Origin of the sequence: Roseobacter sp., from assembly GCF_024639605.1 — a bacterium.
Classification (GTDB): Bacteria; Pseudomonadota; Alphaproteobacteria; order Rhodobacterales; family Rhodobacteraceae; genus Roseobacter.
On the sequence record NZ_JAHEHZ010000084.1, the window covers coordinates 1 to 15,494 of the forward strand.

The window sequence follows — 15,494 nt, forward strand, 5'->3', positions numbered from 1 at the left end:
AGACCAGGATCACCGGGCAAGGGGTCGAGATTTGACCACAGCGCCGGCTCAAAGAGTACGCGCCGTTCGTCAAGTGCGAGCGCATGCCGTGCCTGTTCTACGAGCCGTGACAGACTGGTGTCATGAAAATCATAGCGCCGGTTCCAAAGACGCGCGATACGGCCCACGATCGCCTGCGGCATTCCCAGCGCGCCGACCGTGTCCCAGACGCCAAGATAGGTGATCCTGACCAGAAAGCTGTCGTCTGCTCGGGTCTCGATATCGGCCTGGCTCGTGGCGAAACGTGGCGACAAAAGCCGGCGTTCAGCAAGTGTGGCAGGTGTATCCGGGCCGTTCCCGTCACCGCGCCGCCGGTAAAGCCGGAATGCCCGGCGCAGATTGCGCCGTGTCGGATGCTCGAGAATACCGCAGGTGCGGATCATGCCGACGAGAGACCGCGCGGTATACGCCCCGCGCGAAAAGCCGAAGATCATGATTTTGTCCCCGGGCTGGTAGATCCGGCAAAGCTCAAAATAGGCTGCCCGGATATTACGGTTAAGCCCCCAGCCAAAAAGCCCGCCGCCCACCCGGCTGATCCGGCGGCCCAGATTGCTGATCATACCGGTGCCGGTGCCAACACCCGCGAAATACAGCACCTTCTGATCAGGGGTCCGGGCACAGGCCCGTGCGAGGCGCAGCACATGCGTTGTCGTACCCGCCTGCGGGCTGTTCCATGTTCCGTCACAGAAAATCGCGATATGGGCCATTTGCATCCCTCCTGCCGTGCGCCAGGGTAGGGAGAAATGAATGGCATGGACCTAATGCTGCGTTCGCGGCGTTAAGGCCGGGGCAACACCACACCGGGGGATCTCGTGAAACTGACTGCGATACTTGTTTTTGTTCTCTGCATTACCTTTGCAGGTTCCACCTTCTGGGTGCCGGATTTCGGCGGTTTCGACGCGGATCAGTTCCCGGTGCCTCAGGCTGATCCGCCTGTGCAGCCTGCGGGCTATGCCTTTGCGATCTGGGGCGTGATTTATCTGTGGCTGCTGATTGGCATGGGATACGGCGTGCTGAAACGCGCAGAGGACCCCGAATGGCATGCCATGCGCTTGCCGCTGGCCGTGTCGCTGGCTGTCGGCTCGGTCTGGCTGCCTGTGGCGGTGCAAAGCCCGGTCTGGGCCGGCATTCTGATCTGGGCAATGCTGATCAGCGCGCTTTATGCTCTTTTCCGCGCGCCTGCGTCTGACAAGCCCTGGGCGCTGTTGCCAGTGGGCCTCTATGCCGGATGGCTGAGTGCCGCCTCATGCGTGTCGCTGGGTCTGCTGGCCGCCGGCTATGGCTATACCAGCGAGACCACCGCTGCCTTTGCCGCGATCTTCGGCGCGCTGGTGCTGGCCTCTGCGGTCCAGAACCAGCTTCGCCGGGGCCCGACCTATGCCCTCGCGGTTATCTGGGCGCTGGTCGCTGTCGTGGTTCAGAATCTTAGCAGCAGTCCCACCGTCGCGGCACTCGCCGCCGGTGGTGCCGCAGCGCTCGCGTTTTCAGCCTGGCGCACCCTGCGCGCCAACTGAGGCGTCAGTCGCGCCGCCGTCCGTCGGTATGTTTGCGCAGCTTCGAGGGCGGTGCCTTTTTGCGACCTTTGAACGGGTTGGCATCGTTCTGCCCGCGCATCCATAAACGGATCGGCACGCCGGGCATGTCAAAATCCAGCCGCAGACCGTTGACCAGATACCGGCTGTAGCTTTCGGGCACTTTGTCGGGGTGGCTGCACATCACTACAAATCCGGGCGGGCGGGTCTTGGCCTGGGTCATGTACCGCAGTTTGATGCGCTTTCCCTGCGGCGCGGGCGGCGGGTGCGCCTCAACCATACCCGCAAGCCAGCGGTTCAGCTGCGCTGTAGTGACGCGACGGTTCCAGACCTCATAGGCGCGCATGATCGCTGCCTGCAGCCGGTCGAGACCCCGCCCGGTCTTTGCCGATACGGTAATCAGCGGCGCCCCGCGCAACTGCGGCAGCAGCCGCTCAAAGCTCTCTTTGAGTTCTTTGAGTTTGCCCTGACGGTCCTCTTCAATGTCCCATTTGTTCACGGCAACGACCACCGCACGTCCCTCGCGCTCGGCCAGATCGGCAATCCGCAGATCCTGCTGCTCAAAGGGGATCGCCGCATCAAGCAGCACCACAACCACCTCGGCAAATTTCACCGCCCGGAGCCCGTCTCCCACAGACAACTTCTCAAGCTTTTCCTGCACCTTGGCCTTTTTGCGCATGCCGGCGGTATCGAAAATACGCATTGGCACCGCGTCTCCCTCAGGCCCGGCCCAGTCGATACGCAATGAAATTGCGTCGCGCGTGATGCCGGCCTCAGGTCCGGTCAGCAGCCGGTCTTCACCGAGAATCTGATTGATAAGTGTCGATTTGCCCGCGTTCGGACGGCCCACAACCGCCACCTGCAGCGGCTTTTTCGTCGTGGGCATCGGGACGGGGGCGTCCATATCGCCCTCATCCTCGTCGAGGATCACATCGGTGTCGGGCGCGTTCTCTGCGGCGCGTTCAGCGAACTGATCAGCCAGCGGCATCAGATGCACATAGAGATCGTTCAGACCCTCGCCGTGTTCCGCCGACATACGAATGGGCTCGCCCAGACCCAGCGAATAGGCTTCGATCACACCGGCGTCCGCGGCTGCGCCTTCGGCTTTATTTGCCGCAAGGATCACATGCGCGGAGCGTTTGCGCAGGATATCGGCGAACACCAGATCCGAGGGCGTGATACCTACCCGCGCATCAATCATAAAGAGACAGATATCGGCCATATCGACCGCGCGTTCGGTCAGGCGGCGCATCCGCCCCTGCAGGCTGTCGTCAGTGACTTCTTCAAGGCCCGCAGTGTCGATGACCGTAAACCGAAGATCTGCCAGCCGAGCCGCCCCCTCGCGCAGGTCACGCGTCACTCCGGGCTGATCATCGACCAGCGCAAGACGCTTACCGACCAGCCGGTTGAACAGCGTGGACTTGCCCACATTGGGCCGCCCGACAATGGCAAGTGTGAACGACATGACAGGTACTCCGCATCACGGTTAAGCGCGCGCTTTACCGCAGCCGGGCGTCAACGGAAAGCGTGTAATTGTCCGTCCGTGGAGACAACATAAAGCACACCGCCCGCAACCACAGGTGCCGATGTCGCCCCGTCAGGTATTTCCACCGTCCCGGTCAGCGCGCCGCTCGCGGGATCAAACGACCGCAGAAAACCATCGTTTGAGGCCACATATATGCGTCCGCCCGCCAGAAGCGGGCCGTGGTGCGCCACGATCTCTGCCTTGCGGCGTGGCCGGTCTTTGACGAAAGTTGCCAGCTGCGCCCCCCAGATGCGGGCCCCTGTTGAGGCATCGATCCGCAAAAGCTCACCCAGATCGGAAAGCGCAAATACGCTGTCGCCAGCCGGCACAACGGAGCCAACGGCCCCTTCACGCGCGGTCCAGATGCGCTCACCCGAACCCAGATTGAGCGCGACAAGGCGCCCCGACTGGTTGCCGACATAAACCCGGTTGCCTGATATCACGGGGGCAGCCGTGACATCGCCCACGTTGCTTGCAGAGCGACCGGCACGTTCGCCAAGCACAGAGGCGTCCCAGCGGCGCAGACCGCCGCGGCGAAAGACTGCCTGTATCTCGCCGGATCCAAAGCCAAAGATCGCCAGGTCATCGGAAACCGCCGGCGCGGGTGCCCCGAGCACGTTGTTGACATCGGGCGAGGCCTGAAGCTGCCAGACGATCCGCCCGTCGTCATCCGAAATCGCCCAGCCCTGATCGTCGCCTGCGGTGACATAAACCAGACCGCCGATCGCCGTTGGCGTGCCGGAACCGGTCCCTTCAAGACGCTGACGCCACAGCACATCGCCATTGGCTGCATCAACCGCGACCAGCGCGCCATATCCCAGCGAGACAAAAAGTTTCCCGTCTTTCCACGCCAGCCCGCCCCCTGTGGCGTCGCCGCTGTTTTCACGCGCCGGAAGGAGGTCTTTCTGCCAGACCTGCTGGCCGGACACAGAAGTGGCCGTCACCTGCGCTTCGGCGTCGAGAGTGAAAATAATGCCCTGCGCCACAACCGGCGCGGCCGTGATACGCTGGCGCCGGCTGTCGCCTTTGCCGATGTTTGCAGTCCAGATACGCGTCGGAGCAGTGCCCAGTGCAGCGTGCGCCGTGCGGAATGCAGGTGTGCCGGCAGACTGCGGCCATTGCGCATTGGCCTGCTGGGCTGGCAATGAGATCGCTCGGGTGGTGTTTTCAGTAACTTCCGGCGCGAGCGTTTCTTCGGGGGCGCGAATATCCTCGCGGATCCCCGGCAGAATGACGTCATCGCCACCACAACCGGTCAGAAAGACACAGGCAACCAGCGCTGCCAGACCTGCACGGGGCGCATTTACAGCGCCCGTATTCCACAGCTTTGCCGTCATGCCTTCGTGTACCACCCTAAGTTTCCGCCCATGCCTGCCCGCATTTTCACGGTCCGGCACTCAGTTGCCGATACCGGGCAGGTTCTCCAGATCAGGCGTTCCCCCCAGCGACACAATCACCTGTAAGGCGCGTTGTTGCAAGTCCGTGGTCACGCCCGCGTCGCTGATAATCTCCTGGTATGTCGAGATTGCCGCATCGGTATTGCCCCGGGCAATTTCAAGCAGTGCAATCTGTTCACGCGCCAGCAGGCTGAGAGGCTGACCAGGAGCGGCCAGCGCTTCCAGTTCGCCTCGCAGCTCCGCTGCGGGCATTGTTTGTTTTTGTAAAATCAGCGCTTTGAACGCTGCAATGTCACGATAGATCGGCGCGACATCACCGTTCGCTGCTATCGCGTTGAGCCTGTCCACCGCCGCCTCTGTGTTGCCGGCGTTTTGTGCTTCTGCCGCAGCGAGCATACCCGCCACAGCCCGCGCACCCGCATTGCCGGCCGGCACAGCCGCCAGCGCATCAGCGCGTGCAGTGCCGGTTTCCTGCGATACCGCAGCCAGGATCGCATCACCGAGTGCCTCGGCCTCCGCGCGGGCCTGGGCCTTGCGATACTCGCTGAAAGCCGCCCCGCCGACGATCAGAACAACAATCAGGCCTCCGATCCAGCCATAACGCCGCAAAAGCGCAAAAAGCCGGTCGCGGCGGACCTCTTCGTTGACCTCACTGATAAACCCGTCTGTATCGCTCATGGAACCCTGCCAGTATTCGTTCCGGCCCCTCTTAGCCTGCGCGCGCCGCCAAGCCAAGACCCGCAGAACCGGCGAGGCTCAACCATTGCCAACCGGGCCACAAAATACTAAATCTGAACTGGTCGGTTCAGCACTCTCCGAGAACAGGCCGACAGATATTTCTGATGCGCGTTCTCCCGGCACCGGAGGACCGCCCGTACCGAGGCAAATTTAATGCGTCTGTTTCCACTGATTGCTGCGGTCTGCGTGGGCTTTGCGCTGTATCTTTATATATTTCAGCGCGATGCGGTCGATGCTTACCTTGAGGAAAACGGTACAGGCGACGCAACCGAAAGCGCTGAAGCCACAAACATTGAGGAGGCGCCGGGCTCCGGGCTCGTCAGAGTGGTCGTGCGACGCTCAGAAGCGCGAGAGATCGATTCCGCTGTGATATTGCGCGGACAGACCCGGGCCGCCCGCCAGGTGGATGTAAAATCAGAAACCTCAGCCCGGGTCATCTCTGAGCCTCTGCGCAAGGGCGCGCGCGTCGAAGAAGGCGAAGCGCTCTGCCGGCTGGATGAAGGAAACCGCGGCGCGGCGCTTGCGCAGTCGAGAGCACAGCTGGAAGAAGCCCGAGCACGTGTCCCTGAGGCGCAGGCCCGTGTTGAACAGGCCCGCGCACAGCTGGATGAAGCCCGGATCAACCAGAACGCCTCTGCCCGGCTGAGCGAAGGCGGTTTTGCATCGACCACCCGTGTGGCAGGCGCCGATGCTGCCGTTGCCTCTGCCCTCGCGTCTGTCGAATCCGCCCGCGCCGGGCTTCAGGCCGCACAGTCAGGCATCCGGTCGGCGCAGGCCGCCGTGGCCTCCGCTGAGACTGAAATCGCGCGTCTTGTGATCCGTGCGCCCTTCTCGGGCCTGCTGGAAAGCGACACCGCCGAGCTTGGCAGTCTGTTGCAGCCCGGCGCGCTGTGCTCGACAATCATTCAGCTTGATCCGATCAAACTCGTGGCATTCGTGCCCGAAACGGAAGTAAGCCGCATCAGGGCCGGGGCTCAGGCCGTGGCCCGCCTCGTCACCGGGGCCGGCAGCGCCGGGACAGCCCCCCTGACCGGGCAGGTCACCTTCCTGTCCCGTTCTGCAGATGAACAGACCCGCACCTTTCTGGTGGAAATCGAAGTGCCGAACGCCGATCTTGCAATCCGGGACGGGCAGACCGCAGAGATCCTGATCTCGGCAGATGGCGCGAAAGCTCACCTTTTGCCGCAGTCCGCCCTGACCCTCAACGACGAAGGTGTTCTGGGCCTGCGCACCATTGACGCGGATGCCCTCGTGGAATTTCACCCTGTCGAAATCATGCGCGACACGCCCGAAGGCGTCTGGCTGACCGGGCTGGATGATACTGCGGACGTGATTGTCCTGGGCCAGGAATACGTCATCGCCGGCGTCACGGTCGCACCGACATGGCAGGAGCTGAGCCAGTGACCGGAATCGTGGACTGGGCAGCGGGTCGTGCGCGCATGGTCGTGGCCTTTATCCTGCTGAGCCTCGTGGTCGGTGGATATTCCTATTCCACACTGCCCAAAGAGGGCGAGCCGGATATCGAAATCCCCGCGCTTTTCGTCTCGGTCCCCTTCCCCGGCATCTCTGCGGCCGACAGCGAAACACTGCTGGTACAACCTATGGAGACCGAACTGGCCGATCTCGACGGGCTGAAGTCCATGACCGGCACAGCGGCGGAAAACTACGCGGGTGTGGTGCTGGAGTTTGAATTCGGCTGGGATAAAACCCAGATCCTCGCGGATGTACGCGACGCGATGAGCAAGGCCGAAGCCGAATTCCCCGACGGCGCGGACCAGTACAAGATCAATGAGATTAACTTCTCCGAGTTTCCGATCATTATCGTAAACCTCACCGGGCCTGTGCCCGAACGCACGATGAACCGCGTCGCCCGCGATCTGCAGGATGATCTCGAAGCGGTCGATGCGGTGCTGGAGGCCGGCATTGCCGGCAGCCGGGATGAGATGCTTGAGGTGCTGATCGATCCGCTGCGGCTTGAGGCGTATAACGTCACCGCGGGCGAACTGATCAACACCGTTCAGAACAACAACCAGCTGATTGCCGCAGGTGAGGTAGAGACTGCGCAGGGCACCTTTGCGGTCAAGATCCCCTCCTCTTTCGATGATCCGCGCGATGTCTATAATCTGCCGGTGAAAACCAACGGCGACCGGGTTGTGACCCTGGGCGATCTGGCCCAGATCAACCTGACGTTCGAGGACCGCGACGGCACCGCGCGCTTCAACGGCGAAAGCTCGCTGGCGCTGCAAGTGGTAAAGCGCAAGGGATTCAACCTGATCGACACCGCAGCACTGGTCAAGAAAATGGTGGCCGAAAAGCGCGAAACGTGGCCCGAGGGGCTTCAGGCTGCGGTCACCGTCGGCACCTCCAACGACCAGTCGCGCATCGTAAACGCTATGGTCCAGCAGCTTCTGGGCTCGGTCTTTACAGCCATCGCGCTGGTGATGATTGTGGTACTCGCGGCCCTCGGCGTGCGCGCGGCCCTGCTGGTTGGCTTTGCGATCCCCACCTCATTCCTGCTCTGCTTTGCCTTTCTGGCGCTTATGGGCATATCGATCTCCAACATTGTGATGTTTGGTCTGATCCTCGCCGTGGGCATGCTTGTCGATGGTGCCATTGTGGTCGTCGAATACGCCGACAAGCGCCAGAGCGAGGGCTCCGGCCCCATGCAGGCCTATGTGGAGGCGGCAAAACGCATGTTCTGGCCGATTATCTCGTCCACGGCGACGACGCTCTGCGCCTTTCTGCCGATGCTTTTCTGGCCGGGTGTGCCGGGTGAATTCATGGGCATGCTGCCGGTCACCCTGATCTTTGTGCTTTCGGCAAGCCTTGTCGTGGCGCTGATTTATCTGCCTGTAATGGGCGGCGTCACCGGCCGGCTGGAACGCTGGATGGCAGATTACATGTCAGCGGTGGCCGGGTTGCGCTGGTATCTGCATCTGGCGCTCTTCCCGATCGCCGGCATCATGGTGGCCGCTGCCGCCCTGATGCCGCCGGTCTTTGACGGGATCGGTGCGCAGTTTGCAGGGATGGACGGGCTCAATCTGCTGGGCTCGGTTGTGCCCACCTTCATCCTCGTCTTTCTGCACATCCTTGTGGCGACTGCGCTTCTCGCGACAGCCCTTGGCGGCTTTCTGGTGGCGCTGATCGCGGTCTTTGCGCTGATTACCCGCGCAGGGCGCTGGGGGCAGTGGGTCACCGCGCGGCTTTTCCGTGCCGGGCCTGACCGGATATATGCCGGGTACCGCCGGTCGCCCTTCGGCCATGCAATCGCGGCCATTGCCGGCAATCCGGTCATGCCGCTGGTGATGGCCGGCACGGTTTTTGTATTTGTTGGCACCGTTCTCATTTATTTCACCAATAATAACAATGGCGTGGAATTCTTTGTTGAATCAGAACCCGAGCAGGGCATCGCCTACGTGCTGGCCCGCGGCAACCTCAGCCTCGCGGAGAAAGACGCACTGGTGCGCCAGGCCGAAGACATCGTGCTGGCCCATCCGGGCGTAATTAACGCCTTCTCCTTTGCCGGTCAGGGCGGGCTGAACACAGACACCAGCGGGGCGGCCACGCCAAAAGATACCATCGGCCAGGTGCAGTTCGAAACCATCCCCTGGGAGGACCGCGCGGACCGCCCCGAGCTCGACGGGAATATCGTGATCGCCGAGCTCGCAGAGGCGCTGAGCGCCCTGCCCGGCGTACGTATCGAGATCAGCGAACTGGCCCAGGGCCCGGCCTCCGGCAAGCCGGTGCATCTGCGCCTGAAAGCCGATAATTTCATCGATCTGACGCGGGCCGCCGCCATCGCCCGCACAAAGTTCGAGGCCACTCCGGGCCTCACGCTGATCGAAGACACCCGCCCCCTGCCCGGCATCGACTGGCAGATCGACGTGGATGTGGAAAAGGCCGGGCGCTATGGCGCGGATGTGGCCACGGTCGGCGCGATGGTGCAGCTTGTGACGCGCGGGCTGACCCTCGACACCATGCGGGTGGACACCTCGGATGAAGAGATCGATATCCGCGTGCGCCTGCCTGCCGAAGACCGCCTGCTCTCTACCCTCGACACACTCAAGGTGCGCACGGCTGACGGGCTGGTGCCTTTGTCAAACTTCATCACCCGAACGCCAGTGCCCAAGCTCGCAGAGATCAACCGGATCGATCAGAAACGCTATTTCGATGTCAAAGCCGATGTGGCCCCCGGGCTTATGAAAATCGTGGAGACCGATACATCCGGCGCCGAAGAGATCACTACGACACTTGCCCTGCTGCGCCCTGCGGGAACAGACGCCAATTTCACAGCACCCGATGGCAGCACCTTCCGCATCACCAACCGCACCGACACCGGCGGTCGTGATCTGCAGGCAGGTGTCGCCGCCGGCACACTCCGTCTTATCGCGGTAAATGCAAATGAGCGCATCGGCGTGCTCACCGACTGGCTCGACACGCGGCCCCTGCCCGACGGCATCTCGTGGGAATGGACAGGCGATCAGGAAGAGCAGGCCGAAAGCCAGGCCTTCCTGCAGACCGCTTTCTCCGCGGCCCTGGGGCTGATGTTCATCATCCTGCTGGCGCAGTTCAACAGCTTTTATAACGCTCTGCTCGTGCTGCTGGCGGTGGTGCTCTCGACTACCGGCGTACTGATCGGCATGATCGTCATGGGTCAGACTTTTTCGATCATTATGACCGGTACCGGCATTGTGGCGCTGGCGGGGATTGTGGTGAACAACAATATCATCCTGATCGATACCTATCAGGAATACGAACGCTACATGCCCCGGATCGAGGCGATTATCCGCACCGCACAGGCCCGGATCCGCCCGGTGCTGCTGACCACAATCACCACCATGGCGGGCCTTGCCCCGATGATGTTCGGGCTCTCGCTGAACTTCGCCGAAGGCGGCTATACCATCAACAGCCCCACTGCACTCTGGTGGAAACAACTGGCCACGGCAGTCGTCTTCGGGCTCGGGATCGCCACGTTGCTGACACTGGTCGTGACACCCTCGATGCTGGCGATCCGGGTCTGGGCCACCACTTACGTCCGCTGGATCGCGACCATGCTGGCCAAGTTCTCGATGGGCCGCGCCAGCCGGGCAGCCCGAGACTGGGCTCTGCAGCGTGATGCAGGACGCGCCGCCTTTCAGGAAATCATCTGGGAAGCGGATGAGCCGGCAAAAACCGCCCCTCTCAGGGCCGCGGAATAGCGCCGCTCACCGGGTCGTGACGCGACGCGGGCTGATCCTGCGCTATAGTGTGGATGATATTGCATAAAGGAACAGACAGATGTTGCGATCCTCCCTGCTGGCCACAGGCCTCACCCTCACAACCGCTGCGACGGCTTTTTCTGCTGACATGATTACACGCACGAGCCCGCATTCCGTCTCCGAAACGATGGACCGGCTCGAAGCTGCTGTGACAGGTGCCGGCGCCACTGTGTTTGCCCGCGTGGATCACGCAGCCGGTGCCGCGAAGGTCGATATGGATCTGCGCCCGACGCAGATGCTGATGTTCGGCAATCCGAAGCTTGGCACCCCTGCCATGCTGGACGGGCAGACCGCAGGTCTCGATCTGCCGCTGCGGGTGCTGGTCTATGCGGATGCCGAAGGCGTGGTACATGTAGCCTATCACGCGCCGGCAAGCCTTGCTGAGACGCACGGGCTTCCGGGGGATGCCGGATACATCGCAATGATGACCGGCGCGCTGGACAAGCTCACTGGCAAGGCCGTCGCGGAATAAAGCGCTTCCGGCAGGCGCCCCGCCTTCAGACGGGCCCAGGACACGTTCTCCCCTGGGAACCCGATGTGCTGATCGTATCGAAGGCCAGTTCAGGCGACCTGACCATCTGTGATCCGGCAAGGCGCACACTCAAGCTTTGGAAGCCGCGCTTTGTGCCAGATTCCGCCTTCGGATGCGTTCCGGTCAGTCAATCGCTTGCGTTCAGTCTGCAGCAGTGCAAATTGTTATTTTATAAAATAACGAATCTCTGACCCGACAGAAAGATCAGGTATGCGCAAACAGGCAGCAACACGTCAGTCCGATGTCCTTAAGGTCCTTAAAGGGAATGACAAACCGATGACGGCCTATGCCATCCTCGACCACATGAAGCAGGCCGAACCTGATCTCGCCGCGCCGACGGTCTACCGTACGCTTGCAGCGCTTACTGACCAGGGCCGGGCGCATAAACTGGAGTCGATCAAGGCATTTGTGCCCTGCCGGTGCGATCACGAAGCATCAGTTCCCGTGCTCGCCATCTGCGCGGACTGCGGAACTGTCGAGGAGCACGATGGCACCACCCTGCTGCCGCACCTCACCGAAATCGCGGAACATTCTGATTTCAACGCAACCCGGCACATCGTTGAGCTGCACGGGCAGTGCCGGGATTGTGCCGCTTAACCCCATTTTTGTTAAAAGGACTGCATCTGTGAAACCTCTTCCTCTCGCCCTGTTGATGTCACTGATCGCGGCGGCGGCTTACGCCGGCGAAACCCGCCAGCTTGATGCGCATGAACACGGGGTCGGACAGCTCGATATTGCTTTTGAGAGCAGTCAGATTGCAATGGAACTCCATGCGCCCGGTGCGGATATCGTCGGGTTTGAATATGCCGCAGAAAGTGCCGGGGACCGGGCAAAAGTGGACAGCGCTGTCGCACTGCTTGCCCGCCCGCTTGACCTTTTTTCACTGCCGGAAGCCGCCAAATGCACTGTCGTTCAGGCCAGCGCGGAACTGGAAAGCGAAGCGGCACATGACAAGCATGAAGAAAACCACGCGCACGACGATCACAAACACGACGAACATGCGCATGAGGACCATGCAGAGCATACCGATGAGGACCATGCCGCGCATTCAGAAAAATCAGGTCATACAGAGTTCCATGCGGAATACCTTCTGAACTGCGCGGACCCGGCGGCTGTATCGGTCATTGAATTTGCATATTTTACTGCTTTTCCGAATGCGCTGGAGCTTGAAGTGCAGGTTATCTCCAACACCGGGGCGTCTGCATTTGAGGTCACGCGTGACGCGCCGGTTCTCGATCTGCGCGGCATGTTCTGAACCGGACCCGGGACGTGACGACAGAAAGCCCGATCCTTGAAATGCATGACGTCCGGTACCGCTGGCCGGGCCGGACATCTTTCGGGCTGGAAATTCCCGTCTTCAGAATAGCGGCAGGTGAAACCGTGTTGCTGCTGGGAGAAAGCGGATCAGGGAAATCCACTCTGCTGTCCCTGATCTGCGGGACAGTCACGCCCGCGTCGGGAAGTGTTTCTGTCGCCGGCACCGATATCGCGACCCTGTCGGCAGGACAGCGGGACAGTTTCCGCGCAGAGCAGATCGGGTTGATCTTTCAGCAGTTCAACCTGCTGCCCTATGCCAGCGTCCTCGACAACATATTGCTTCCCTTGCGTTTTGCCCCGATGCGCCGCAACCGCCTCGCGTCCCCGCACCAGGCTGCAGCAGACCTCTGTGATGACCTCGGGTTGCCGGCGCATACTGTCAGAGCCCGGGCAGGCACGCTCAGCGTGGGACAGCAGCAACGCGTGGCAGCCGCCCGCGCCCTCATCGGTGCGCCGCCGCTGATCGTCGCAGATGAGCCGACCTCGGCTCTTGATGCCGCAACTCAGACAACCTTTCTGGAGCTGTTGTTTGCACAGGCGCGCGCCCACAACAGCACGCTTCTGATGGTCAGTCACGACGCCCGTCTTGCAGATCAGTTCGACAGAGTCGCAGAAATGTCAGACGTCGTGACAGCAAGGAGAGCCGCCGCATGATCCTGCGTCTTGCTTTTGCCTCTCTGATGGCGCGCGCGCTCACAGTTGCGATGACAATTCTTGCCATCGCCCTCTCCGTCGCCCTGTTTCTGGGGGTCGAAAAAGTGCGCACCGGCGCGAAAGCGAGCTTTGCGGATACCATCTCGGGCACAGACCTGATCGTCGGCGCGCGGTCCGGATCGGTTCAGCTTCTGCTCTATTCGGTTTTCCGCATCGGCAATGCGACCAATAACATGACATGGGAAAGCTACCGCGACATAGAAGCCCGCCCGGATGTGGACTGGATTGTGCCGGTGTCGCTGGGAGACAGTCACCGGCAGTTCCGCGTCATGGGCACCACAACTGCTTTCTTTGACCGCTATAAATACCGCTCTGGTCAGTCGCTTTCGATACGCGACGGTCAGGTCATGGACGACCTCTTTGATACAGTCATCGGAGCGGATGTCGCAGAAACCCTTGGCTACGAGACCGGCGATCCGATTGTCGTGGCGCACGGGCTTGCGTCTTTTATCGAGCACGATTATCAGCCCTTTCGCGTCTCCGGCATTCTTGCCAAAACGGGCACGCCGGTGGACCGCACTGTGATCGTCAGCCTCAAAGCGATTGAGGCCATCCATGTCGACTGGCAAAGCGGTGTGAAAATACCGGGCCAGTCCACACCGGTCGACGTGATCCGGCAGTTGGATCTGGAGCCTCAGGCGGTCACCGCCGCCCTGATTGGCGTGAAAAGCCGTCTTCAGGTATTCGGTCTGCAACGCGCCATCAATGAATATCAGCAGGAGCCGTTGCTCGCAATTCTGCCTGGTGTGGCGCTGCAGGAACTCTGGCAGATCGTCGGGATCGCGGAAACCGCTCTGATTGCTGTCTCCGGCATGGTGGTCGTGACTGCACTTATCGGCATGATGGCCACAATATTCGCCAGCCTGAACGAGCGCCGCCGCGAAATGGCGATTTTTCGCGCTATGGGCGCACGCCCCCGGACCATCACAGGCCTGCTGGTGCTGGAGGCTGCCTTGATGGCTGCACTGGGCGCGGTTATCGGCCTTGCATTGCTCTATGTCGGTCTTGCCATCGCCCAGCCGGTTGTCGACAGGGCGTTTGGACTTTGGTTGCCGGTCGAAGCGCCGACCTTGCGTGAGTTTTCCGTTCTCGCAGGGGTCGTCTGCGCTGGCGTAATTGTGAGCATGGTACCCGCCGTCAGAGCCTATCGAATGTCCCTCGCGGATGGTATGATGGTGAGAATTTAACAGGGAGGTATGAGACAATGACACTGTCCCGTCGCGAGCTTATCGCACTCTCGGCAGCCTTCGCATCGGCACCGGGCGCAGGCTTTGCCAACACTGCGCGTCTTGTCGGCTGGGACGATCTTATCCCGCCTGGCGTCCCCTATTCACAGATTATCGGTGAAGGCGAGATCGACCTGCAAAACGACACCTGGCTGCCTGTCTTCGATGAAAACGCCACCCGACTGAACGATGATCTGGATGGCGCGTATATTAAAATGCCGGGGTACATGTTGCCCGTTGATTTATCGGCAGCGGGCGTCACGAGCTTCATTATGGTGCCCTACGTCGGCGCCTGCATTCATACGCCGCCGCCCCCGGCGAACCAGCTGGTTTTTGTTCAGAGTGAAAAACCCTGGCCCGGTGACACAATGTGGGATCCGGTGTGGGTGACCGGCCTGATAACCCATGAGCTGCAATCCACAACCGTTGCCGATATCGGATACGCAATGGCCGCTGACAAAATCGAGGCGTTCGAATGGTGACATCTGCTCCGGACCGGCGCGCCGTTCTGGCGGCATTGGGTGCTCTTATCGTATTCGCAAAAGGTGCTGCGGCCCGCGAATATATTGATCTGAACTGGACCGATCTGGTGCCGGAAGGCCAGCCGGCCATCCCACCGTCCCTTCAGGGTCTGATACAGCACGACGGCCCTGACATGTCCGGTCAGCAACCACCTTCACAGGGGGTACGTACGGAGTGGAACGGTGAAATCGTCCGGCTGCCGGGTTTCGTTGTTCCGATAGATTATTCAGGTACCGGCGTTACCGCATTTATCCTTGTGCCCTTCGTCGGAGCATGTGTTCACGTCCCGCCTCCACCGGCAAATCAGCTTGTCTTTGTGACGACGGAAAAACCGTTCGAAAGCACCGGGCTTTTTGAGCCGGTGAATGTCATCGGAATGTTCGGTACAGCATCAACCTCCACTCAGCTTGCTGATATCGCCTACGCGCTCTCGGCCGATCACATCGAACCGTTCTGACGACCGGCTGAAAGGTATGATCAGATCTGAGGTCTGACGGACCTTAAAGCATCGGTTTCCGGAGCTGAGGGCCGCAAGGCCTGCGACAGCAGCATCAGGCACCGTTATATCGCGCGCTAAACCGCCTCTTCGCTTTGCTGACGCCGCCAGAGCTGCGCATAACGTCCCTCCTGGACCAGCAGATCGTCGTGGGTGCCCTGCTCAATGACCTCGCCCTGCTCCAGCACTACAATACGG

The 15,494-nt window shown here is 61.2% G+C and carries 14 protein-coding genes and 1 pseudogene; 10 read left to right on the forward strand and 5 right to left on the reverse strand.

Annotated features, from left to right (window positions below; translation table 11 throughout):
* Positions 1–746, reverse strand: a 746-nt coding sequence (locus Q0M35_RS11890; RefSeq protein WP_295315495.1) for a DUF2235 domain-containing protein, incomplete at its 3' end; no start/stop codon positions are given.
* Positions 747–851: 105 nt separating this feature from the next.
* Here Q0M35_RS11890 and Q0M35_RS11895 point away from each other — a divergent pair.
* Positions 852–1,553 (forward strand): tryptophan-rich sensory protein, encoded by a 702-nt coding sequence (locus Q0M35_RS11895; RefSeq protein WP_295315496.1) that lies wholly within the window; start codon positions 852–854, stop codon positions 1,551–1,553.
* Positions 1,554–1,557: 4 nt separating this feature from the next.
* Here the strand turns inward: Q0M35_RS11895 and der are convergent, their stop codons facing one another.
* From der to Q0M35_RS11910, 3 genes are read right to left on the reverse strand one after another with little or no spacing between them, the layout of a single operon-like run.
* Positions 1,558–3,036, reverse strand: coding sequence for a ribosome biogenesis GTPase Der (gene der / locus Q0M35_RS11900; RefSeq protein ID WP_295315498.1), 1,479 nt, complete (start codon positions 3,034–3,036; stop codon positions 1,558–1,560).
* A gap of 50 nt (positions 3,037–3,086) precedes the next feature.
* Positions 3,087–4,448 carry a PQQ-like beta-propeller repeat protein gene (locus Q0M35_RS11905; protein WP_295315500.1) on the reverse strand — a complete coding sequence of 454 codons (1,362 nt, stop codon included), beginning with the start codon at positions 4,446–4,448 and terminating at the stop codon, positions 3,087–3,089.
* 45 nt (positions 4,449–4,493) lie between these two features.
* The gene (locus Q0M35_RS11910) at positions 4,494–5,171 is read right to left on the reverse strand and encodes a hypothetical protein (protein ID WP_295315502.1); all 678 of its coding nucleotides are present in this window, start codon (positions 5,169–5,171) and stop codon (positions 4,494–4,496) included.
* Between the two features lie 213 nt (positions 5,172–5,384).
* On the opposite strand from Q0M35_RS11910, the gene Q0M35_RS11915 reads away from it, so the two are divergent.
* From Q0M35_RS11915 to Q0M35_RS11955, 9 genes are all read left to right on the forward strand, one after another.
* On the forward strand, positions 5,385–6,635 hold the full coding sequence (locus Q0M35_RS11915; protein ID WP_295315505.1) for an efflux RND transporter periplasmic adaptor subunit: 1,251 nt from the start codon (positions 5,385–5,387) through the stop codon (positions 6,633–6,635).
* Positions 6,632–10,429, forward strand: a complete 3,798-nt coding sequence (locus Q0M35_RS11920) for an efflux RND transporter permease subunit (RefSeq protein ID WP_295315507.1) — start codon at positions 6,632–6,634, stop codon at positions 10,427–10,429. Before Q0M35_RS11915 ends, Q0M35_RS11920 begins: the two co-directional genes overlap by 4 nt.
* A 79-nt stretch (positions 10,430–10,508) precedes the next feature.
* Positions 10,509–10,961 carry a DUF302 domain-containing protein gene (locus tag Q0M35_RS11925; RefSeq protein ID WP_295315509.1) on the forward strand — a complete coding sequence of 151 codons (453 nt, stop codon included), beginning with the start codon at positions 10,509–10,511 and terminating at the stop codon, positions 10,959–10,961.
* Positions 10,962–11,231: 270 nt separating this feature from the next.
* Complete coding sequence (locus Q0M35_RS11930; protein WP_295315511.1) at positions 11,232–11,618, forward strand: transcriptional repressor; 387 nt, start codon at positions 11,232–11,234, stop codon at positions 11,616–11,618.
* Positions 11,619–11,646: 28 nt separating this feature from the next.
* A complete protein-coding gene (locus Q0M35_RS11935; protein WP_295315513.1) occupies positions 11,647–12,276 on the forward strand; it encodes a DUF2796 domain-containing protein in 630 nt (209 codons plus the stop codon).
* Between the two features lie 14 nt (positions 12,277–12,290).
* Positions 12,291–12,992, forward strand: a complete 702-nt coding sequence (locus Q0M35_RS11940; protein WP_295315516.1) for an ABC transporter ATP-binding protein — start codon at positions 12,291–12,293, stop codon at positions 12,990–12,992.
* The gene (locus tag Q0M35_RS11945; RefSeq protein ID WP_295315518.1) at positions 12,989–14,239 is read left to right on the forward strand and encodes an ABC transporter permease; all 1,251 of its coding nucleotides are present in this window, start codon (positions 12,989–12,991) and stop codon (positions 14,237–14,239) included. The genes Q0M35_RS11940 and Q0M35_RS11945 overlap by 4 nt, the downstream gene beginning before the upstream one ends.
* Positions 14,240–14,256: 17 nt before the next feature.
* Positions 14,257–14,760 (forward strand): DUF3299 domain-containing protein, encoded by a 504-nt coding sequence (locus tag Q0M35_RS11950; protein ID WP_295315520.1) that lies wholly within the window; start codon positions 14,257–14,259, stop codon positions 14,758–14,760.
* The gene (locus Q0M35_RS11955; protein WP_295315522.1) at positions 14,754–15,257 is read left to right on the forward strand and encodes a DUF3299 domain-containing protein; all 504 of its coding nucleotides are present in this window, start codon (positions 14,754–14,756) and stop codon (positions 15,255–15,257) included. The genes Q0M35_RS11950 and Q0M35_RS11955 overlap by 7 nt, the downstream gene beginning before the upstream one ends.
* Before the next feature lie 116 nt (positions 15,258–15,373).
* Here the strand turns inward: Q0M35_RS11955 and Q0M35_RS11960 are convergent.
* A pseudogene (locus Q0M35_RS11960) lies at positions 15,374–15,494 on the reverse strand (ABC transporter ATP-binding protein); the annotation flags it as partial.